At 57.8% G+C, this 21247-nt stretch carries 16 protein-coding genes; 6 read left to right on the top strand and 10 right to left on the bottom strand.

Features of this window, described 5'->3' with window-relative positions; translation table 11 throughout:
• The first annotated feature begins 104 nt into the window (after positions 1 to 104).
• Positions 105 to 347: a DUF167 domain-containing protein gene (locus DL88_RS19020; protein WP_034999831.1), complete on the top strand. Its 243-nt coding sequence runs from the start codon at positions 105 to 107 to the stop codon at positions 345 to 347.
• A gap of 121 nt (positions 348 to 468) precedes the next feature.
• On the opposite strand, the gene DL88_RS19015 is transcribed toward DL88_RS19020, so the two are convergent.
• The 4 genes from DL88_RS19015 to DL88_RS19000 form a co-directional block, all read right to left on the bottom strand.
• Positions 469 to 999 (bottom strand): L,D-transpeptidase, encoded by a 531-nt coding sequence (locus DL88_RS19015; RefSeq protein WP_034999699.1) that lies wholly within the window; start codon positions 997 to 999, stop codon positions 469 to 471.
• A gap of 550 nt (positions 1000 to 1549) precedes the next feature.
• Positions 1550 to 3487: an acetate--CoA ligase gene (acs, locus tag DL88_RS19010; RefSeq protein ID WP_034999697.1), complete on the bottom strand. Its 1938-nt coding sequence runs from the start codon at positions 3485 to 3487 to the stop codon at positions 1550 to 1552.
• Between the two features lie 563 nt (positions 3488 to 4050).
• Positions 4051 to 4719: an invasion associated locus B family protein gene (locus DL88_RS19005; RefSeq protein ID WP_245270962.1), complete on the bottom strand. Its 669-nt coding sequence runs from the start codon at positions 4717 to 4719 to the stop codon at positions 4051 to 4053.
• A gap of 686 nt (positions 4720 to 5405) precedes the next feature.
• A complete protein-coding gene (locus DL88_RS19000) occupies positions 5406 to 6488 on the bottom strand; it encodes a DUF1223 domain-containing protein (RefSeq protein ID WP_245270961.1) in 1083 nt (360 codons plus the stop codon).
• A gap of 684 nt (positions 6489 to 7172) precedes the next feature.
• On the opposite strand from DL88_RS19000, the gene DL88_RS18990 reads away from it, so the two are divergent.
• The 4 genes from DL88_RS18990 to DL88_RS18975 all read left to right on the top strand — a co-directional run bounded on the left by DL88_RS18990 (position 7173) and on the right by DL88_RS18975 (position 10787).
• Complete coding sequence (locus DL88_RS18990; protein ID WP_034999692.1) at positions 7173 to 7796, top strand: LemA family protein; 624 nt, start codon at positions 7173 to 7175, stop codon at positions 7794 to 7796.
• A gap of 373 nt (positions 7797 to 8169) precedes the next feature.
• Positions 8170 to 8967 carry a TPM domain-containing protein gene (locus tag DL88_RS18985; RefSeq protein WP_034999689.1) on the top strand — a complete coding sequence of 266 codons (798 nt, stop codon included), beginning with the start codon at positions 8170 to 8172 and terminating at the stop codon, positions 8965 to 8967.
• 40 nt (positions 8968 to 9007) lie between these two features.
• Entirely contained in the window at positions 9008 to 9616 is a 609-nt protein-coding gene (locus DL88_RS18980) for a TPM domain-containing protein (protein WP_034999687.1), read from the top strand.
• A 157-nt stretch (positions 9617 to 9773) separates the two neighbouring features.
• The gene (locus DL88_RS18975) at positions 9774 to 10787 is read left to right on the top strand and encodes a hypothetical protein (protein ID WP_245270960.1); all 1014 of its coding nucleotides are present in this window, start codon (positions 9774 to 9776) and stop codon (positions 10785 to 10787) included.
• A gap of 4 nt (positions 10788 to 10791) precedes the next feature.
• Here the strand turns inward: DL88_RS18975 and DL88_RS18970 are convergent, their stop codons facing one another.
• On the bottom strand, positions 10792 to 12318 hold the full coding sequence (locus DL88_RS18970; RefSeq protein ID WP_034999684.1) for a bifunctional metallophosphatase/5'-nucleotidase: 1527 nt from the start codon (positions 12316 to 12318) through the stop codon (positions 10792 to 10794).
• 263 nt (positions 12319 to 12581) lie between these two features.
• Between DL88_RS18970 and hemH the strand changes: the two genes are divergently transcribed.
• Entirely contained in the window at positions 12582 to 13637 is a 1056-nt protein-coding gene (hemH, locus tag DL88_RS18965; protein ID WP_034999680.1) for a ferrochelatase, read from the top strand.
• A 190-nt stretch (positions 13638 to 13827) separates the two neighbouring features.
• Here hemH and DL88_RS18960 read toward each other — a convergent pair whose 3' ends face one another.
• The 5 genes from DL88_RS18960 to DL88_RS18940 all read right to left on the bottom strand — a co-directional run bounded on the left by DL88_RS18960 (position 13828) and on the right by DL88_RS18940 (position 21241).
• Positions 13828 to 15966 carry an ATP-dependent helicase gene (locus tag DL88_RS18960; RefSeq protein ID WP_034999827.1) on the bottom strand — a complete coding sequence of 713 codons (2139 nt, stop codon included), beginning with the start codon at positions 15964 to 15966 and terminating at the stop codon, positions 13828 to 13830.
• Positions 15967 to 16184: 218 nt separating this feature from the next.
• Positions 16185 to 18419 carry a membrane protein gene (locus DL88_RS18955; RefSeq protein ID WP_034999678.1) on the bottom strand — a complete coding sequence of 745 codons (2235 nt, stop codon included), beginning with the start codon at positions 18417 to 18419 and terminating at the stop codon, positions 16185 to 16187.
• A 367-nt stretch (positions 18420 to 18786) separates the two neighbouring features.
• On the bottom strand, positions 18787 to 19545 hold the full coding sequence (gene cobM / locus DL88_RS18950) for a precorrin-4 C(11)-methyltransferase (protein ID WP_034999676.1): 759 nt from the start codon (positions 19543 to 19545) through the stop codon (positions 18787 to 18789).
• Positions 19542 to 19979, bottom strand: coding sequence for a cobalamin biosynthesis protein (locus DL88_RS18945; protein WP_245270958.1), 438 nt, complete (start codon positions 19977 to 19979; stop codon positions 19542 to 19544). Before DL88_RS18945 ends, cobM begins: the two co-directional genes overlap by 4 nt.
• Positions 19964 to 21241: a bifunctional cobalt-precorrin-7 (C(5))-methyltransferase/cobalt-precorrin-6B (C(15))-methyltransferase gene (locus DL88_RS18940; protein WP_034999673.1), complete on the bottom strand. Its 1278-nt coding sequence runs from the start codon at positions 21239 to 21241 to the stop codon at positions 19964 to 19966. The genes DL88_RS18945 and DL88_RS18940 overlap by 16 nt, the downstream gene beginning before the upstream one ends.
• Positions 21242 to 21247 lie beyond the last annotated feature (6 nt).

The raw sequence follows: 21247 nt of genomic DNA, 5'->3' as shown, positions 1-21247 counted from the left end.
CGCAGGTTGCGCTTATTATTCAAGAGCTCGCGGATCACGATATTTTCGTGGTCCGTTCTTTTTTGATCGGGACTGTGGGCAACTTCCAAAATCAGGGGGAGCGTATGACGCCGACACGCATCACTGTCCGTGTGACCCCTAAGGCTTCATTCAACCGTGTTGTGATTGAAGTGTCGGAGGATGGTACCGAACGCCTGCGCGTCTATGTGACGACAGCGCCGGAAAACGGCAAGGCGAATCGGGAGGTTCTGAAACTGCTGGCGAAACATTTCGGTGTTCCGCCTTCCAGCCTGGAGATCATTCGCGGCGAGACAGGACGCGATAAAATCGTTCAGGTCTCGCGATAGATTCCATTACGGCGAGAGGCCGAAAAGCGGATGGCACTTTTCGGAAAAATGTAAAGCACTTACGAAAATAACGAATATTGCTCTTAAACCTGCTCAGAGCACGATATTTTTCATTTTTCCGTCATGGGACGGCAACGACACGGGTCCCGACATCGATACGATCGTAGAGATCGAGAACATCTTCATTATACATGCGGATGCAGCCATAAGAGGCGGCCTTGCCAATCGACTTGCGCATGGTTTGGGTCGTGCCGTGAATGGCAACTTCCGACAGATTGAGCGTAATGGCAGCCGCTCCCATTGGATTGCTCGGTGAGCCGCCTGGAATCACATCTGGGAAATTCGGATGATCGTGCCGCACGTCTTCCGGCGGCGACCAGGCAGGCTGGACGAATTTACCGGCTACGGAAGTCTCACCCCGCCAGGCCTTGCCGGTCTTGCCGATGGCAATTGGATAGCTGATAGCGGTGCCGTCACCAGTGGTCAGATAGAGCTTGCGCTCTTTCTGTTTGATGATGATCATGCCGGCGGGATATTCGGGCGAAACATTCACGGTGTCCCGCGCCATGACGATGGCGGGAAAGCCAAGAAGGAAACAGAGAGACAAAGCAAGCGACTGAAATCGCTTATACGGTTTTTTTTCTTGATTCATGACGCCCTCGAAACCTGGACGGGTTACGGCCGCGAATTCTGCAGCTGCGCCAAAGTATCAGGGACTATTGCTTACAGGGAGTTAAACCTGAAGCCTTACTTCAAATGTTGCGAAACTGTGGCATGTGTGCCGCAGTTTTGCCCTTCAGTATCGGCTTTGTGATCGGGGTGGTCAAGATCACTTCCAAAGAAAAGCTTGTAACGATCGACAGGGCTGGCAGAGGCTTATTGCGAATCTCGCTGATTGCCTGGTTCATCCCTCAGCGTGGGCGCATGAGGCTCCGCCGATTGACGTAATGTCGCCGCTGCGATGCACAGGGACCAAAGGCTTTTTGATTCGAAGAGTGAATCGAAAGGATTGAAAATTCCCTCGCTGTTTAAGCGGAGCGATTCTGAAACTATCGAGCAATGTGCTCGAATAAAAAACCGGAAAGCAGCACCTGCTTTCCGGTTTGATAGATTTAGAAACTAGGGAGCATCGCTCATTGAGCTTATGCGATCCGCAATGGGGCGGTGCCGTGTGGATAGTCCAGACGGCACCGGCGTCTCATTCAACTTGCGCGGTTGCGGATGAGATCATCGACGATCGAGGGATCGGCGAGCGTGGAGACATCACCGAGAGCCGAAAATTCCTTTTCAGCGATCTTGCGGAGAATGCGGCGCATGATCTTGCCGGACCGTGTCTTGGGAAGACCCGGGGCAAAATGAACGATATCGGGGGTTGCGATGGGACCAATATCCTTGCGGACCCAAGTGACGAGTTCAGTACGCAGCCGGTCGCTTGGCTCGATGCCATTCATCAAGGTCACATAAGCATAGATGCCCTGGCCCTTGATTTCATGCGGATAGCCGACGACGGCGGCTTCCGAGACGAGTTCATGGGCGACGAGGGAACTTTCGACCTCGGCGGTGCCGAGCCGGTGACCGGAGACGTTGATGACGTCATCGACGCGGCCGGTGATCCAGTAATAACCGTCTGCATCCCGGCGGCAGCCGTCGCCGGTGAAATATTTGCCCGGATAAGTCGAGAAATAGGTCTGCATGAACCGGTCATGGTCGCCGTAGATGGTCCGCATCTGCGCCGGCCAGGCATCGGCTATGACGAGATTGCCCTCGCAGACGCCTTCCAGCACCGCACCGGTGGCATCGACGATCTGTGGTTTGACACCGAAGAAAGGCGTCGTCGCCGAGCCGGGTTTGAGCGCTGTCGCGCCGGGAAGAGGCGTGATCAGGATACCGCCGGTTTCGGTCTGCCACCAGGTATCGACGATCGGGCACCGTTCCTCGCCGACGACCCGGAAATACCATTCCCAGGCTTCCGGATTGATCGGTTCGCCAACCGAGCCGAGGAGGCGCAGCGAGGCACGGCTGGTCTTCTTCACCGGCTCTTCACCGGAGCCCATGAGGGCGCGGATGGCTGTTGGTGCGGTATAGAAGATCGTCACCTTGTGTTTGTCGATGACCTCCCAGAAACGCGAGACGCTCGGATAATTCGGCACACCTTCGAACATCAGGGTCGTCGCGCCATTGGCGAGCGGCCCATAGATGATATAGCTGTGACCCGTCACCCAGCCGACATCGGCGGTGCACCAATAGATGTCGCCATCATGGTAATCGAAAATATATTGATGCGTCATCGACGCATAAACGAGATAGCCACCGGTGCAATGAACCACACCCTTTGGAGCGCCGGTCGATCCTGACGTGTAGAGAATGAACAGGGGATGTTCGGCTTCGACCTCGGTCACCGGACACTCCGGAGAGGCCTTGGCGACGGCCTCCTCGTAGCGAATGTCGCGGCCTTCCGTCCAGGCGACCTGGCCGCCGGTGCGGGTCACGACGATCATCGTCTCGACGATATCACCGGTCTTCTCGATGGCGAGATCCGCATTGGCCTTCAGCGGCACCTTGCGGCCGCCGCGCAATCCTTCATCGGCTGTGATGATGATCTTGGAGCGGCAGCCTTCAATACGTCCAGCGAGAGAATCAGGAGAAAAGCCGCCGAAAATCACCGAATGGATTGCACCGATGCGCGCGCAGGCGAGCATGGCGAAAGCGGCTTCCGGGATCATGGGGAGATAGATGGAAACCGTATCGCCCTTGCCGACACCATGGTCCTTCAGGACATTGGCGAGACGGCAGACGGATTCGTGCAATTCCTTATAGGTAATAGAGCGGGAATCGTTGGGATCGTCACCCTCGAAAATAATCGCCGTCTGATCGCCGCGCGTGGCGAGATGCCGGTCGATGCAATTCAGCGCGACATTGGTCGTTCCATCCTCGAACCACCTGATATCGACGTTCGGGACGTCGAAACAAGTATTCTTGACCTTAGTGTAAGGTTTAATCCAGTCTATCCGCTTTCCCTCTTCCCCCCAGAAGAGATCAGGTTCTTCGACGGAACGTCGATACATTTCTTTGTATTTCGCCGCATTGATGAAGGCGTGGTCGTTCCAATAAGCAGATACGGGATAGGTTTTTTCGGACATCAAGGGCCCTCCCCAATATTGTCAGCCGCGGCACCCGGGAAGAATTTTCAGCGGACTCGAAATCTTGAAATCCAGGTTGAAAACATGAACATAACGCGTGTGTATTGCACATCCGACACATCGGGATGACAGTCGTGAACCGTCGCCGCCGCCCCTTATCCTGGCAACCGAAGCGTATTTTTTGAGCTTTTTTCCAGTCGGGCGAGATGATTCTTTCCTTAATGGAAAGGCTCTGGTTGCCTTAATATGCGTCATAATTTCCCAAGGGGGAAGATCAGCCCATAATATTTTTACAAAGAGCGTAGCAAGACAAAAATGGCTTAGGTAGGAAAATTTCGAACTTTTGACTTGATGGCCAAGCTGAAGGATAGATTTGATTCTGTAAATTATTCTATGTTTTGTGTATTTCTACACAAAACGCCCATGAATTACCGCTTTTGCACTGCAGCAAGTCCGATGCAAAAATCTGTTGATCTATTTGAAGCCTTCAAAAAATTCAAATAGTTGTACAGTCTACACCGGAACGTATTGCGCGATTTTGGAAGAAATATTGCGACTGTTCTTTATTTGGAACAATCTTTCTGGATTCGGTCGAGGGCCTGGCTGAGCCCCTTCAACGAATAGACATCGGTTGTGACATTACCCTTGATCGAAGGGGCACGAATGACAAGCTTCGAGCCTTTCTTCATCGTTTCTATGAACGGAGTCTCCTGGGCTGGATTCTTGACCCAGGCATTGGTGCCTTTCACCACAAGATCGAAGGAGGTATTGCCGATTTCGGCCGAGGCATTGCTGCCATCCTTCATCGCAAATCCCATGATGATCGAAACTTCGTTGTGGACATTTTCCGCAGGCCGATGGGAAATGAAAATATAGGCCGGATCTCGCTTCAGTTTGGCGGGCAGGCGCTCCTTCGGCATGGCCAAGGCGTAGCAGGTCTTGGTCTTTCCCTGCGCCAGATAGGCGCCCCAGTCGCCGAAACTCTCGACGAGTACCGGCTTTCCGCTTTTCTCTTTGGATTCGGTTTTGGCGTTGTCTTTAGCTTTGTTGGAATGGCTCGCCCGCGCTTCCTGTATATAATTATGGTTCCCGCTTGTGCCATGCAGGGTGCCGCCATCCCATCCGGAAGGCTCTATCGCCGCAACGCCAGGTGAAAGCGCTGCTGCATTGGCCGAGACGCTGATCGAGGCGCTGATTGAGACTTGGGCCACGAGATGGGCCGCGACGGTCATTGCCATTCCGAACAGAACGCTTCCGAAACGGTTGCGTTTGCTCGGGGAAAAAGCATTGACGTTGGTTGGCTGGACGAAAGCGGAAGACACAATGGCTTGGTTGCGATCCGCGGTCCGGGGCAAGAAAAGCGACGCATTCATAAGACGAAACAACTCCAAAACCATGTCTCATTCCAGATCTCGCTGATCACGACCGATTGTAATCAGTGAGGCTTGGCTCGAAAGCCGCCGCTCCGCCTCGCGCGGGCCTAACCGCCGAAGAGACCAAATCTGCTCAGTCCTATCAGCAGGATCCGACCTTAATCAGACGCAATTTTATTAAAATCATCTCAATAAACGCCAGTCAGTGACTGTTTACCTGGAAATGGATGCCGATCAAATATTCATTGCATGAGCAAAGCTGGAATATTGGCTGGGACTGTCGACAATTTCGGCCTCTAAGGCCGATTTCTCCGGTTCGCATTTGGTATCATTTGATGATTGAAATTCTTTCAATTCCTCGTGATACAGCGATTTCCCTTTCGGACAGGGATTGTCTTTTTAAACTCTGATTCATTGCCGGATGATTGCGCCCGTTTACGAAAGTCAGAGAGGATCGGGGGACTGACCAGGGCAGTTTGTTCCAGGGAAGATTGGCTCGCAACCAAAATCCGTGACATCGCAATCTTGAGTGGTCGGGCGAAACGTCAAAGTCCAGGTGTCTTGGCCGCGCCGAGAATTTCACCGGGCCGCGCCAGATCACCGCGCTGCAACAAAATCACATAGCCGTTTTTCGCATCGACGGGCTTGGGAATGTCAATATCTCTTACCGAACCGTCCCACTCGCCGATCTTCTGGATCCTTTTTACGACATTCGTATAGGTGGCGGAGCGCCCGGCATTTTCACCGCGCCGGATCTGCACCGTGCTGACCGGGTCGACGCTCAGCAGGAAGACCGAGGCTGATTCCTCTGCTCCGGCGCCAATGGAAACATGCACCCTGGATCCGGAATCGCTCAAACGGATCGGGATCCAATGTGAATTCGCAGCCGCCGCACGTTGGTGCAGCACCTCCCCGATCTTTTCGGCGTCACTGCCTACAATTGGTACAACGCCATCGATGATGGTCTGTGGCGTATAGATCTGACGGTCGCCACGGGCCGTCGCATAGGCTCTTTGCCTGGCAGTGAAGGCGGGGTCGGCGAGCGTATCCTTCCAGCCATAATAGTCCCAATAATCGATGGGTAGGGAAAGAACCAGAAGCTCGGGGCGGCGCGCCATCGAGGAGAGCAGTTTGTCCGCCGGCTCACAGGAAGCGCATCCCTGGCTCGTGAATAATTCAAGGACGTTGCGCGGACCCTGGTAGGAATAATCCCCGATCGCACCTGCCTGCGCCTCAATCCCGATTGTTGCTCCCCCGATTATTGCTCCAAACACAAGGAGAACCCCAAAAATCGGCAAAGCCTTCGAACGAAGGGAGTTTTGCGGTCTTGAATTCATCTCGGATAACGCAGTGATCTTCCTTGAAAAGAAAAGGCTCGATTGCCACGAGAAGCGGATGCAACCGAATTGAATGCGCCGTGTATCGGTGCTCTCCGTTGAAATGATTCGGAACACTTCTGGCAAATTTGACGCAAGCGGCAACCCTTTCCAACGGGAAAATATTGTGAATGATAAAATAGAAGGGCAGCCCATGATGATTGCATTTCCCCACTGTTTTTTGAGTATTGCCGAGCTATAGACTCGGATTTGGTAAAAAGACTTTCCCAGCGGAGCCGTTGGATTTTCCACTAGCCTGAATGATTACGATCGGTGGTGATCAACGAGACCTGTATTGGGCTCGTAACCCTGACGTCAAAGTCTTTCCATAAAGTATCTTTCTCTCATTCTCCTGTCTCTGCTCAAAGCAGGCGATGCGGCTGATCCCCGATGACCTTCGCGACCGGTCTTTATTTGAAAAGCCAGTAAAACGTGTATTTTCTGGTGCAGGCAAAGCTGAAAAATCGCTTTAACATTCATCGCAAAAAGAAATTCATCGTAAAAAATGCTGATCATGAGGGGAAATTGAGAACACAGACATCATCCCTGACTTGGTGGCACAGGTCATGACGTAAAGATGAAACAAACTACCTCCGGCATAAAGCATTCTCGAAATAGCCCAATGTGGAAAAGTTTTTTCCAGATGAACCGACAGGCATAGCGATGCCCTTTCTTGAAGGGTTCACCCTTTTTCAGAAAGAGAAAGCTGTGGTCAAAGCTATTCCTGGACGTGTCAATGCAATCTGCGAATCTTGCAGTCCATCTTGAACGTGGCTCTTTTTCAGTTTCCCGACGAAGATAATCCAGAATTTCCGTCATGATGAGTCAATTCATGGTGAGGGCCATTCCTTGAAACAATACTGTCCAAAGAAATCGCTGGGCCTTTCCTTCATTGGTGAGACAGCCTAAAACTTTGCGCGTCTTGGAGGATTATTCATGATTTCGACAAGTCTTCATCCGTTTTCCCTGCTCCGCCTGCGTTCCATCCTTGTCGCGATCCTGCTCGGGCTAACCGTATCAGCCTGTGGCTACAATACGATTCCGACACTCGAGGAACAGGCCAAGGCGCGCTGGTCGGACGTGCAAAATCAATATCAGCGCCGTGCCGATCTCATTCCCAATCTGGTCGCCACAGTTCAGGGCTACGCGAATCAGGAAAAAGACGTGCTGACCGCCGTGGTCGAGGCGCGTGCCAAGGCGACCGCCGTGAAAGTGGATGCCTCGCAACTGACGGATCCGGAAAAGCTGAAACAGTTTCAAGATGCCCAGAATCAATTGAGCGGCGCTCTCGGCCGGCTTCTCGCGGTCACGGAAAATTATCCCGACCTGAAATCGAACCAGAATTTTCTCGCGCTGCAATCGCAGCTTGAAGGGACGGAGAATCGCATTGCCGTCGCGCGGCGCGATTACATCGAGGCCGTGCGGACCTTCAACACGACCTTGCGGACGTTCCCGACAATTCTCTGGGCGCAGACGATCTTCCGCGGCACCAAGCCGATGGCGGAATTTTCCGCGACGGATCAGGCGCAGACGCCGCCGCAGGTCAAATTCGGCAAATAAATCAAGCTAGAGCATTTTCGGTTCGGAATGAATCGCTTCGCGAGTCAAATGAGTTGAAAATGCTCTAATTTTTCCCGTGGAGCAGTTCGGAAACATCCGAACATGCTCTAGCCGGAGAATGCACGACAGGGTGTGCCATGGCTATGCCGGCTCACCGATCGGATTGGGTCCTTCCGGACAGGCTTTTCTGGCCCGTGGGATCGGGAGTCTTGGATAAGTAGGCTTCCGATCCACCTCGATTGTGCCGCGAGGAAAGTGCATGAGCGCATAGGGCGCTGATCATTCCATATCAGAATTGGAACGATCGAATTTTCAGGTGGAACAACGCATGCGAAACGCGGCATTTTCTCGAATGCAGGGTCGCCGGAACGCGATGTCCACCCGTGCGCTCTTCTCCCGGCTCGTTGCCGGTGCGTTGCTGTTTCTCAGTCTCGCCGGTCTTGCCTTCGCCCTCGATTTTCCACCTCTGACCGGGCGCATCGTCGATAATGCCGGCATCATTCCGCCAGCGGTGAGCGCATCGATCGAGACCAAACTGCAGGCGCTCGAAGAGAAATCCGGCATTCAGCTCGTCGTTGCGACGGTCCCCTCGCTTCAGGGCCAGGAGATCGAGGACTATGCCAATCTCCTGTTCCGCCATTGGGGTCTCGGTGAAAAGGCAAAGAACAATGGTGTTCTGCTCCTGGTGGCGCCCAAGGAAAAACGGGTCAGGATCGAGGTCGGCTATGGCCTTGAAGGAACACTGACGGATGCTCTTTCGAGCCTCGTGATCGCCAATGCCATGGCGCCGCGCTTCAAGACCGGCGATTTCGGTGGGGGCATCAATCGCGGGGTTGATGACATTATCGCCGTTCTTTCGACTGATGCGCAGGAATGGCAGAAACGTCCGGATTTGCGCGCGGCGCGAGGGGAAACGCCGGCCGATGAGGCGATCCCCTGGGTCGCAATCCTCTTTTTCATCTTCATCCTCTTCCTGCTGACGCGATCGCCGCGCGGCAGCAATCTCGCTTCCTTCCTTCTCGGCGTTCTTTTGGGATCGGGCCGTAACGGAGGCGGTTTTGGTGGCGGGGGTTATGGCGGAGGTGGTTTCGGAGACGGCGGCGGCTTTGGGGGAGGCTTTTCCGGTGGTGGTGGATCATCCGGCGGTGGTGGTGCCTCGGGAAGCTGGTGAGGGCTGATCAGCCAAAGAATCGAAGAAAGGCGAGGGTCCTATGCGATTGAGCGATGCGGATCAGGACAGAATCGGCGCGGCTATCGAGGTGGCGGAGCGTCGCACGAGTGGCGAAATCGTCTGTGTCGTCGCCCATTCTTCTTCCGATTATCTGCTTTATCCCGTCGCCTGGTCGGTGGTGAGCGCACTCGCCACGCCATGGCTGCTTCTCGCCTTCACCCATCTTTCCATCCAGCGCATTCTGCTTGCCCAGCTCATCGTCTTCATCGTCGCCTATCTCATCCTTAGCGCACCGGCGATCCGCGCGCATTTGGTGCCGCATGCGGTGCGGCGCACCGAGGCGCATCGGGCGGCGATGGAACAATTTTTTATTCGTGGCCTTCATCGCACGCGCAATCGTGCTGCGGTGCTGATCTTCGTTTCACTCGAAGAGCATTATGCCCGGATCGTTGCGGACGAGGGCATTGCCGACAAGGTGGATCCGCAAATCTGGCAGGGCGCGGTGGAGGCCGTACTCGGCGGCGCCCGGGCAGATCGCCTTGCGGACGGGTTCATCGAAGCCATAGATCTTTGTGCAAGAGTGCTTGCAGACCATTTTCCCCCGCAGAATCAACAGGATCTGCTGCCGAACAGGATCTTTCTGATCTGAACAAAGGCTTTCGGAGGCGGGCGATGGGCCGCCTTTGATCGATTGACACCCGAGCTTGCTAGCGTTCTTCGCTGCCTCTCTCGCTGGCCGCGCAAAGGTTTCTGGAAGGCGGCCGGATCGGGGAGATCCCATGCCTTACGAATGATTTTCAGGACGAATGATGCGGTTTTATGGTTCGCTGCTTGTGTTGATCGCCGTGCTGATGGCGCCCGGGCAGCTTGCGGCGCAGGCCGCGGGCGACAGCGCCACCGATGACGCCATGGATGCGCGTATCGATGCCCTGCTGGCGACGCCGGGATCGCGCAATTCCCCATTGAACAATCTGATCGCGACCGCCCCCGAACTGGAAAGGCCGTTGCGAACGCCACGTTTCACCTTCAACTCGCTGGCGCCTTTCGTCTATAATTCCAATGCGGAATCGAGCCGGCGTGATGGAACCCCGACGCTCGAACTCAGCCCGACCCAAAATCTCGGCTGGGCGACGCCGCTTTTCGACCTGCCGTTGCGTCTGTCGCTTGGCGCCCGCATGGAAACCGACCGCTTTGTTCATTCGCGAGGCGCGGATGTCGACAAAGCGACCGGCACTGTCCGTCTTCAATATATCAACCCGCGCGATGATCAGGGTTTTGCTCCCTATATCGTCTATGCGCCGCGTGCCGATTTTCTGCCCCTTTTTGCAGACCGGCTCGCGATCCGGCACGATCTCAACGTCGGCTTCAACCAGAGATTCAATTTCGATGCGGACATGCGCAGGATTACTCCGACCCGCAATTCGAGCGCCTCGTCGGTCTGGTCGCTTGGTGTGACGCTCTTCGGCCAGCGGCGTTTCCGGACACCTCTGCCGGCCTCCTCCGCCGTCTTTTTCATTCCATCCCTTTCCTATGTGATTTCAGAGGAATGGAACGCCAGTCTGGCGGTGCAGATGCTGGGACGCTGGTTTGATGGCGATGCTCTTGGGAGGCACAGACGTGATTTCGAAATCGAACCGATCGCCACCCTGGAATATGTTGTTCCCGTCGCTCTCTTCGGCACCGAACGGACCGCGGCTCTCTTCGGCAGTCCGGCGCTCGATTTCCAGGGCTCCTATACGCGGAATTTCTCCAATTTCGAGAACCGCAATTTCAAGCAATGGACCGGCAGTATCGTGATCAAGACCGGCTGGCGGTTTTAGCGGCTCACGATAGGCGCAGGACAAGCCGGCCTTCGACTTTCGGAGCGACCTGTCCAAAACCCTTTAAAGCGTCCGCGACATCCTGGGAGATCAGCCTGTTGCCGGAATCGCGAGAGACTGTTCCAGCGCCCGCGAGCATGAGATAGCCATCGCCACCCTGCGCCAGATAATCATTGGTGGCGAGCCTGTAGGTCTGGTCAGGTTCAAGCGTCGTGTCGCCGATATGGATCTCGAGAATGCGGCTGCCCGGTGGGCGTGCCGGATCGGCAAGGACATGCATTCCGGAAAGATGCGGGAACCGTCCGCTCGGATGGCCCGCCTGAGACAGTCCGTTCTCGATGGCGAGCTGCAGGGTCAGGCCGCTGACGGGAAGCACCAGCGTCTTGTTCTCGAAAGGCAATTCCTCGACGATATTGCCGAGCGTCAGGAGGCTGCCCGCGTCATAAAGGCGATTGCCGCGAATGCCGCCGCCATTGAGCAAAGCGATATCGGCCCCGGTCGCCTGACGGATCGCATCGGCGAATAGATTACCGATCGCACATTCCTGGCTGCGCACGATCTGGGTGCGGCTGTCGAGCGGCGTCTCGGTTCGCACCAGTGCCGCCGCGAGACCTTTGGCGACGTCTGCCTTCAAGGCATCGACCTCGGCCTGCATCGATGGATCTGGAAGGATCTCGCGCGTATCGGCGATGCGGAAATTCGGCCACCAGAGGGTCCCGCCACCAGAAGCGGCGAGATCCACATCGACGCTCGTCACATAATTGGCGTCCTGCGCTGATTCCATGAAGGCTGTACGGCCGTCGAAATCGATATGCAGATCGTGATTATGACCGCTGAGAACGAGATCGACCGCTCCGCTTTTCATGATGTCGTTACCGGTCTTCCGATCGGCATGGATGATGGCGGCGACGAAATCCGCGCCTTGCGCTCGCGCGGTGCTGGCTTTCTCGATAATAGTGGAAGCCGTTGGTCCGAATTGCAGATCGCCCGGACGTGAGACAGCGCGGGTCGCATCATAGGTTGCACCGATGATGGCAATGGTGCGGCCAGCGATCGTCAGAACCAGCGAATCCTGATGGCCGGGCAGGGGCGAGCCATCAGCCTCGTGCAGATTGGCGGCGAGGATCGAAAAATGCGCCTCGCTCATGCGTTGGCGATAGATCGCGGGGCCGAAATCGAATTCATGATTGCCCGGCACGAACACGTCGATGCCAACTTCATTCAGCAGCGCGATCATATGCGCGCCGTGATCGAGGCTCGAAAACAGACTTGGCGAAAGTGCATCGCCCGCATGGACGCAGATCAAGGCACCGTGGCGTTCGGCGGCACGAGCCCGTTCGGCTTTCACCACGCTGGCCAGCCGGGCGATGCCGCCACGGCCCAAGGGATCCGCGTCGATCCGGTAGAGATCGCTGACAAGGAGAAAGGTCAGCGGAATTTTCGACCCTTCCGCTTCGGCGGCGCGGGTGAACAGGCTGGCGCTTGCCGCGAGGCCGGAGAGCAGGGTCTGACGGCGGGTAGGATATCGCATGGGCAAAACCGGACCTTTTGCGGAAGCTTGGCACGAGGAGCATCAAGCCGGAAAAGGAATGTCGCTGTCGAGGAAATTTTTCGCGCTTGCAAATCGAAAAGCACTGCTTGCGAAGCCTAAGCGCCAAAGCGCATCGGGAGAGCGGAACGGGCAGCCTTGAAACGGGAAATGCTTAGCGCATGGTGGTGAGACTGATATGACATCGTCTCAAAGTGCCGAATGCCTTTGGTATTGGTTCCCATTGTCCGCGAGAGTGTCCGGTGATGACAAAAACCTCTTCCGTTTCCGCAGCCGAGCCGCTGACGCAGCGCATTGGTGTACTCCTCATCAATCTGGGGACGCCCGAGGCTACGGATTATTGGTCGATGCGCCGCTATCTGCGGGAATTTCTTTCCGATCGCAGAGTGGTCGATGCGCCGCGGCTCATCTGGCTGCCGGTGCTGCATGGTATCATTCTCACCACGCGGCCCGGAGCGAGCGGCCGGCGTTATGCCGGCATCTGGGACAAGAAGCTCGACGAAAGCCCGCTGAAAACCATCACCCGCGCGCAATGCGGGGAACTTGCCGCCCATTTCACCGAGAATGCGGTGGAAGCGGAAAACATCCGCGTCGATTTTGCGATGCGTTACGGCAAGCCTTCGATCGCCGAAGGCATTGATGCGCTGTTGCGGCAGGGATGCGGGCGCATTCTTGCCGTGCCGCTCTATCCGCAATATGCGGCGGCGACGACCGCAAGCGTGGCCGACAAGATTTTCGAGGCTCTGATGGCGCGGCGGTGGCAGCCGGCGCTGCGCATAGCGCCGCCCTATTATGACGAGCCCTTTTATATCGATGCCCTGGCGCGTTCGGCGCGGCGCGCGATCGCCGATCTCTCTTTCGAGCCGGAAGTGATTCTCCAGTCCTTCCACGGCGTTCCCAAAGCCGTGGTGGAGAAAGGAGATCCCTATTACGATCATTGCCTTGAAACCGGCCGCCTGCTGCGCGACGCCTTGGGGCTTGAAGAAGCCTATTGTCCGACGACCTTCCAATCGCGTTTCGGACGCGCCGAATGGGTCGGCCCGGCAACCGATGCGACCGTGAAAAGGCTTGCCGCCGAGGGCGTGAAGAAAATCGCCGTCTTCATGCCGGGGTTCGCCGCCGATTGTTTGGAAACGCTGGAGGAAGTCGGTGGAGAAATTCGCGACATCTTCCTGAAGGCCGGGGGCGAAGCCTATGCGGCCCTGCCCTGTCTCAATGCCAGCGCCGAAGGCATGGATGTCATCACCGCTTTGGTGCGCCGCGAATTGGGCGGCTGGCTGCCTGCGCGGGAAAAGCCCTGAAAATTGGCCAAAGGGCGAAGAGCGTGATCCATCGCTCTTCGGCCTGAGACCAGACAGCCATGCGTCGCTAGAGCGTTTCGGATATATCCAGAAACGCTCCACCCAGAAAATTTAGAGCATTTTCAGGTAAATGGAATCGCAGAGCGATCCAATATAAAGACAAAATGCTCTAACGAGACGAGTGATAGTCTCATTCGATCTTCTCAAGCGCCGTCCCGAACCGGATGTTGCGTTCGGTATCGAGCGTATCGAAGGCGATGCAATAGGAAGCTTCGGCTCTATTCACGTCGAGGATGGTGCCAGTCCCGAAGACGGAATGAACGACGCGTTCTCCCTGTTCGAACATGGATGTATGCGTTTCGGCGTCGGATGTCCCTTGGCCCTCTTTTGTTTGTGTGAGGTTGGAACGATCGAGTGGGACGGCAAAGTCGATCGTCTCTTCACCGGCGTCAAAGAGGAAGCGTGAGGGAAATTTGAAGAGGCCATTATTGGCGATGCCTTCGCTATCGCTCAGGAAAAGCCTGTCCATGGCGCGTGTCATCGCGACATAGGCGAGCCGCCGTTCCTCTTCCATGGCTTCAGGCGTATCCGCCTTGCGGGAGGGAAACACACCTTCGCTGAGACCGCAGAGAAAGACGGAGGGAAATTCCATGCCCTTGACCGCATGGATCGTCATGAGTTTGACGGTTTCGGCGTTATCGTTCTGATCGAGATCGGTGAATAGGGCGACGCGTTCGAGAAAATCCTCAAGCGTCGCATCGGCATCGAGGCCCATGGTGGCTACGGCGCGTTTCAATTCGGCAAGATTGTCGAGACGGTCCTGGTCTCCCTGAAGGCGCAGGAATTCCTCGTATCCGACGCGATCGAGGAATGTTTGCAGCGCATCCCCCAAAGCCATGCCGGCACGGTGTACGCGCATGAATTCAATCGCCTCCACATAAAGCGCGGCTTTGGTTCCCTTCATCCAGTCGGCGGCGAGATTGTTTTTCAATGTCTCGTAAAGCGAGCGGCCATCCTGTTCTGCATGGACTTTGAGCCGGTCGATCTTCTTGCGCCCGAGCCGTCTCGGTGGCGTATTGATTGTCCGCAGGAAGGCAAGATCATCCGCTGCCGTCGCCATCCGCATATAGGAAATGACATCCTTGATTTCCTTGCGGCTGTAAAAGGCGATGCCACTCAGGATGCGGTAGGGGATCTGCGCGTCGACGAAATGTTCTTCCAGGGCGCGGGAAAGGTAATGAGACCGGTAAAGCACCGCATGCTCGCCGAATGTCGCGCCGGCTGCAGCAAGCGCGCGGATTTTGTCGGCGATCCAGCGCGCCTCGTCGGCATCGCTTTTGGCGTGAAAATACAAGGGCCGATCGCCCGGCGGCTTTGCCGCAATGAGCGATTTCGGATAGCGGATTGTGTTTTTCGCAATCAGATTATTGGAGGACGTGAGAATTTGCGGCGTCGAGCGATAATTGGTGGTGAGTGTGATGGTCTTCGTGGCTGGATAGGTTTTGTCGAAATCGAGGAAGAGTTTCAGATGCGCGCCGCGCCAGGAATAGATCGTCTGGTCCGGATCGCCGACGATGAACAGATTGCCGTGCTTGCCTGAAAGGAGGCGGGCGAGTTTATATTGGCGCTTGCTGACATCCTGGAATTCATCGACCATGACATAGTGCATGCGCTTCTGCCATTTTTCACGGACATCGGGGAATTTTTCCAGAATGTAGGTGGCGAAATTGATGAGATCGTTGAAGTCGCAGCCGAAGCATTTCTTCTGCTCATAGAGATAGCGCAGAAAGATTTCATCCTCACGGCTTCTGGCCGTCGCGAAACGTGCCTTCAGCTGCTCATTGTCCAGAAGATAGATGTCATCGATATAGGTTGTCGCATACAATTTTTTGGCTTCGATGACTTCATCCACCGTGCGCTGGACTGTCGTATCCTTCAGGGTCAAACCCATATCGGTGAAGATTTTCAGGACGATCTGTTTGACGTCCTCCATGTCGAGAATAATGAAGTTCTTCGGAAAATGGAGGACATGAATGTCTTCCTTGAGCAATTGTACGCAGAATGCGTGAAATGTGCAGATGGAACCGAGATCGAGGTCGCCGAGCGCGGCGCGAATCCGCCGTTTCATCTCCTGTGCCGCGCGATTGGTGAAAGTAACGCAGAGGATATTTTTCGGCATGATGCCGAGTGTCGCGATGAGATGACAAAACCTTTGCGTCAAGGCTTTGGTCTTGCCGGTCCCCGCCCCGGCGATGACGCGGACAGCCCCTTCGGTGGTCACGACGGCCGCCCGTTGTTCGGCATTCAGACCTTCCGTGAAATCATTCATACCGATCATTGATGACGCGTGAAGGGCGATTTCATTGTTTTGAAAAGGCTCGGGTTTGTGGGTACCGTTTCGGATATATCCGAAAGGCTTTGGCCTTATCAAGGAGGAGAGCTTTCGCTCCATCTTGGTGGCGCACGGCTTTTGGAAGGACCAGATCCAGATGGAGGGACATGGCCGCTCCAGACCTGCGGGGATCAGGATCGGCCATCAGCCCAGGCTTATGCCGAAGGTGTTCCTGCCGGCGTTTCGCGGCCGCCGCGCCAACGTCCTTCGGTGAACCAGGTTAGGAGGAAGGCGCTGAGCAGAACCGCAAGGCCGAGAAAGCCGATGGCGAGCGGCGCGACCCCTATCCCCTTCACCTCGCTCGAGCCGGTGCGCTTCACCGCTACATAATCGCTGCCGCCATAGACGAGACCCGGCCGGACGGAGACGATGCGCGGCATGGTGACCGCCCCGGTCATGCCGTCGGCGATACGCCGCACCGTGCCGCCGGTCGCTTGCGCCATCGGTGCGAGTTTCTCGGTAGTGGAGACGACATCCTGAAATTCGCGCGGATTTTCCGGCCCGACATTGGCAAGAATCGACAAGGTACCATCGGTGATCCGGTAAAGACCGAATTCTTCCGGACGCAGGTTCGCCTGGGAGAGGCCCGGCTCTGCGGCGGCGAGCGGTAGAATGATCGTCTTGCCCGAGGGGGTGGTGACGGTGACGCTGGGGCCTTCCGGCCCCGCATTGCCCTTTTTCTCGGGGAAATCCTTCAGGCTCTGGCGCTCGATCCGCAACTGGCCGCCCTGGACGCTGGCGCGGAGCGCCTCCTCCTCCAGTTCCGGCTCCTTCATCAGCCAATGGGCGAGGCGGCGCAGCAAATCCTGATAGGGACCGCCGCCCTTATAACCACGCGCCCATAGCCACATCTGATCGCTGAGCAGAAGACCGACCCGCCCCTTGCCCTCGCGGGAGAGGACGAGCAAAGGTTTGTCGCCGACGCCGGAGAGAATGCTGGTGCCGCGCGTTGCCTGCGCGTTGATCTGGCGAAACCAAGGGCTCCAGGGTGGAGGCAGGGACGTTTTTGCGCGGCTGTTCGGATTTTCGGATGCTTTCTTATCCGCCGCGGTGGACTGGGAGCCGTCAAATGGCAGGGCGCCCATGAGCCCGCGCGTCACCGGATGTTTTTCGCCGATCGGGCTGATCGCCGCATAGAACGGGCGCTCCGTCACGTCGCCGTCCGGCCTTGCCGGCGTGATGCGGCCAAGCGGCGAATAGAACAAACCATCCGGCCGGGCGAAATCAGGCCCGACGGCGATCAGCATCGCCCCGCCCTCGCGCACATAATGCACGATATTGTCGAAATAGACGGTGGGCAGCACGCTCTGGTTCGAATAGCGGTCGAAGACGATCAGGTCGAAATCGCTGATCTTGCGTCCGAACAGATCGCTGGTCGGAAAGGCGATGAGCGACAATTCGTTGATCGGCGTGCCGTCCTGTTTGTCCGGCGGCCGCAGGATGGTGAAATGGACGAGATCCACATTGGCGTCGGATTTCAGGAGATTGCGCCACATGCGCTCGCCGGCATGCGGCTCGCCGGAGACGAGCAGAACCTTGAGCTTGTCGCGCACACCCTCGATCGTCAGCACCGCCTTATTGTTGAGGGCGGTGAGTTCGCCAGGGAGCGTCTCGACTTCGAGCTCGACGACATTCGGACCGCCGTGCTCGATTCTGACCGGGACCCGGAGCTTTTCGCCCGGCCGTGCCCGCAAGACGGCAACCGGCTCACCATCACGCCGCACGCGCAGGACGACCGGCTCGTTTCCGTTTGCGGTATCGAGCACGCGGGCCTCGATCGTCTGATCCTTCCCGACAATGCCGAAACGCGGCGCCTCGATGAGTTCGATGCGGCGGTCACGCTCGCCCTCGTGGCCGGTGATCAGGGCGTGAATAGGCGCCGAGAAGCCGAGCGCTGCCGCATCGGCCGGTATATCGTGAACAATGCCGTCGGTGATGAGGAAGACCGCGCCGATCCGCTCGGCCGGAACATCGGAAAGGCCGGAATTCAGTGCGGTAAACAGCCGCGTGCCGTCATTGCTGTCATCGTTCGAGCCGCCGATCGTATCGCCGGCGGTAATGAAACGCGTTTCGACGGAGCCGAGCGCGCGCAGCTGTTTTTCGAGATCGGCGCGCGCGGCATCGGTCTGCAGCGCCCTTTCGCCGAGGCTCTGGCTGCCGGAGCGGTCGACTACGACGGCGACAATATCCTTCAGGCTTTCGCGGTCCTCCCGCACGAGGGAGGGATCCCAGAGCGCTAGGAGGATGAGCGCGAGCCCCAATCCGCGAAGGAAGGCTCCGCGTCGCCCCGAAAGCACCCAGAGCGCGACGATGGCAATGGCGGCGAGTGCGGCGGCGGCAAGAAGCGGCCAGGGCAGCAAAGGCGAGAAGGAAAGGGCGAGATCGCTCATCAAGACCCGAGATCGCTGACGGTTGTATCCTGCCGAACGGCCGATGGTTGGTGCTATCCCACATAACCGGCTGGATATGCGGGAAATTTGCAGCGGCCCATCCGATCAGCCGAAGCCTGCGATTATATCCAAATTCCGCAGGAATTCTGGGGCCCGTTCCTGCAAGTCATCCCATTCCAACGACTTACAGGATTGTGCCGCTCTATTCCTTCGAAACATTGTCTATCAGGCGAGGCTTGTTCGGGCCTTGCGGCGTGAACGTGCGAAAAGCTGGCCCATCAAAAGCCAAACATCGGCATGGTGCAAGCCGGGATGACGTTTCTATAGGATTTTTAATGAATGGCTGCTGCTGGTGCACCGCCCTGCCCTATAATCCGCCGCGAAACCGCCGCCGGTAGTCTGGATCATAGAGCGCGCTTTCGCGGAAATCCTCTGGCGCCAGCACGCGGCCGACGAGGATCAAAGCGGTGCGCTCCATCGGCCGGGCAGCGGCCTCGGCGAGGATCGTGCCCAATGTTCCGCGCACCACCTGTTCGTCCGGCCAGGAGGCGCGATAGACGAGGGCGATCGGGCAATCCACGCCGTAAAAGGGTATGAGGCGGGCAACGACATCCTCTATCACATGGATCGAAAGGTGAATGGCGAGCGTCGCCCGCGTTGCGGCGAAGGTTTCGAGTTTTTCCTCCGGCGGCATGGAGGAGGCGCGCCCAGTGGTGCGGGTCAGGACCAGGGATTGCGCGACTTCCGGCAAGGTGAGTTCGCGCGCGAGCAGGGCCGAGGCGGCGGCGAAGGATGGTACCCCCGGCGTCACCGTATAGGCGATGCCCGCCTGTTCCAGACGCCGGATCTGCTCACCAAGCGCGCTCCAGATGGAGAGGTCGCCTGAATGGAGCCGCGCCACATCCTGGCCCGCCTGTGTCGCGCGCAGGCATTCCTCGATGATCTGATCGAGGGTGAGGGCCGCTGTGTCGATGCAGCGCGCACCGGGCGGACAATGATCGAGCAGTGCCTGCGGCACCAGCGAGCCGGCATAGAGGCAGACCGGCGAGGCGGCGATGAGATCGCGCCCGCGCAAGGTGATGAGATCGGGCGCGCCGGGACCCGCGCCGATGAAATGGACGGTCATGACTGGCTTTCGGCTGGGAAGGAATTTGCCTGCGTCGCATTGGCAGCGGCGGCGAGCGCGCAGGTCGCACCGCCTTCCGCGATGCGCGGACCAAGGAGGTGCGCATCGAGACCCGCTCCGGCAAGGCCAATTCCGGCAAGGGCGGCGGTTTCGGCGATCGAAGGCAGGCCGTAAAGTGCCTCGACGCGGGCCGAGCGGGTAATCGCCTTGGGTGCTACCTCGGCGAGTTGCGCAGGATCGAGAAAAGTGAGCGGCAGGCCGAGCCTTTGGGCGGCCTCGATCAGGCCGGCTTCCCCGGCCTTTTCGGCGATGGTGAAGAGGCCGATGGGCTTGCGGTTTTCACCAATGAGGCAGGCGCGCACCAGGGCGGCAATGTCTTCAGCCGGGCAGCCGATGCGACAGCCGATGCCGATGGCGATCATACCGTCTGCCATGGCTTGGTCCAGCTCCATTGCACCACGGGCAAGGCCTGCCGCCAGGCGTGGAAAGTGCCGAGCGGCTCGGCGCGGGAGACGGCAAGACGGATAAGGTCGCCGCCATGCTCTTGAAAACAGCGAAACAGCACCGCTTCGGTCTCGAGCGTGACGGCATGAATGACAAGACGGCCGCCCGGTGGCAAAGCGGCGATGGCGGTATCGATCACGCCTGGACGGCTGGCCCCGCCGCCGATGAAGATCGCATCGGGCTGGGGCAGAGTGGCGAGTGCCTCCGGCGCCGCGCTCTGCACTACTTCAAGCCCTGGCACGCCGAGCGCCTGTGCATTGCGGGTGATGCGTGCCGCTCTTGCCTCATGCGGCTCGATGGCGATGGCTTTATTCGCCGGATCGAGCAGCATCCATTCGAGGCCGATCGAGCCCGAGCCCGCGCCAATATCCCATAAAAGCGCGCCGCGAGTCGGAGCCAGAGCCGCAAGCGCGGGGGCGCGAATCTCGCGTTTGGTGATCTGCCCATCATTTTCAAAGAAGGCTTCGGTGCGGCCGGTGCCGAGCGGCAGGATCATTGCGCCGGGCGCCGCCTCGATGGAAAGGGCGACCAGATTGAGCGGATGGATGCCCCCCGGCGCGAAGCTTTCTGTTGAGAAATCGGCGGCGCGCGTGGCCGTGATTCTCTCATGCGGACCGCCGAGCGCTTCCAGCACGATGATGCTGGAATGGCCAAGCCCTCGTGCGGCGAGCGTTTCGGCAAGCCGGGGCGCGGTGGTTTCGTCCCATGTCAGGCAGAGGATTTTCGCCCCTGGCTGTAGCTCCGGCAGAATGCGCTCGAAGGCGCGCCCATGCAGCGAGATGAGGCGGCAGTCCTGCAGTGACCAGCCGAGCCGCGCGGCGGCAAGGCTGAAGGCGGAGGGCGCCGGGATGCAGAGCATGTCCTCGTGTGCAAAGGCTCTGGAAAGCAGGGTGCCGACACCGTAAAAGAACGGGTCGCCCGAGGCGAGCACGCAGACGGGGCCGGGGCGGCGGGCCTCGATGACGGGAATGGCATCGGCCAGCGGTGAAGGCCAGACCATGGTTTCGGCATCGAGCGGGCCGGCAAGCGCCAGATGGCGCGCCCCGCCGATGATGAAACGGGCTTGGGCGAGCAGGGTCTCGGCATGGGGCGAAAGCCCGGCGCGGCCGTCCTCGCCGATCCCGATCAGCGAGAGCCAGGGGGCCGAAACAGTGGCGGAAGCCGTGCGGCAAGGGGCATCCGCCTGCCTCATGCCCAA

The organism is Beijerinckia mobilis (assembly GCF_000745425.1).
Classification (GTDB): domain Bacteria; phylum Pseudomonadota; class Alphaproteobacteria; order Rhizobiales; family Beijerinckiaceae; genus Beijerinckia; species Beijerinckia mobilis.
This window is presented reverse-complemented; position numbering and strand designations above follow the sequence as displayed.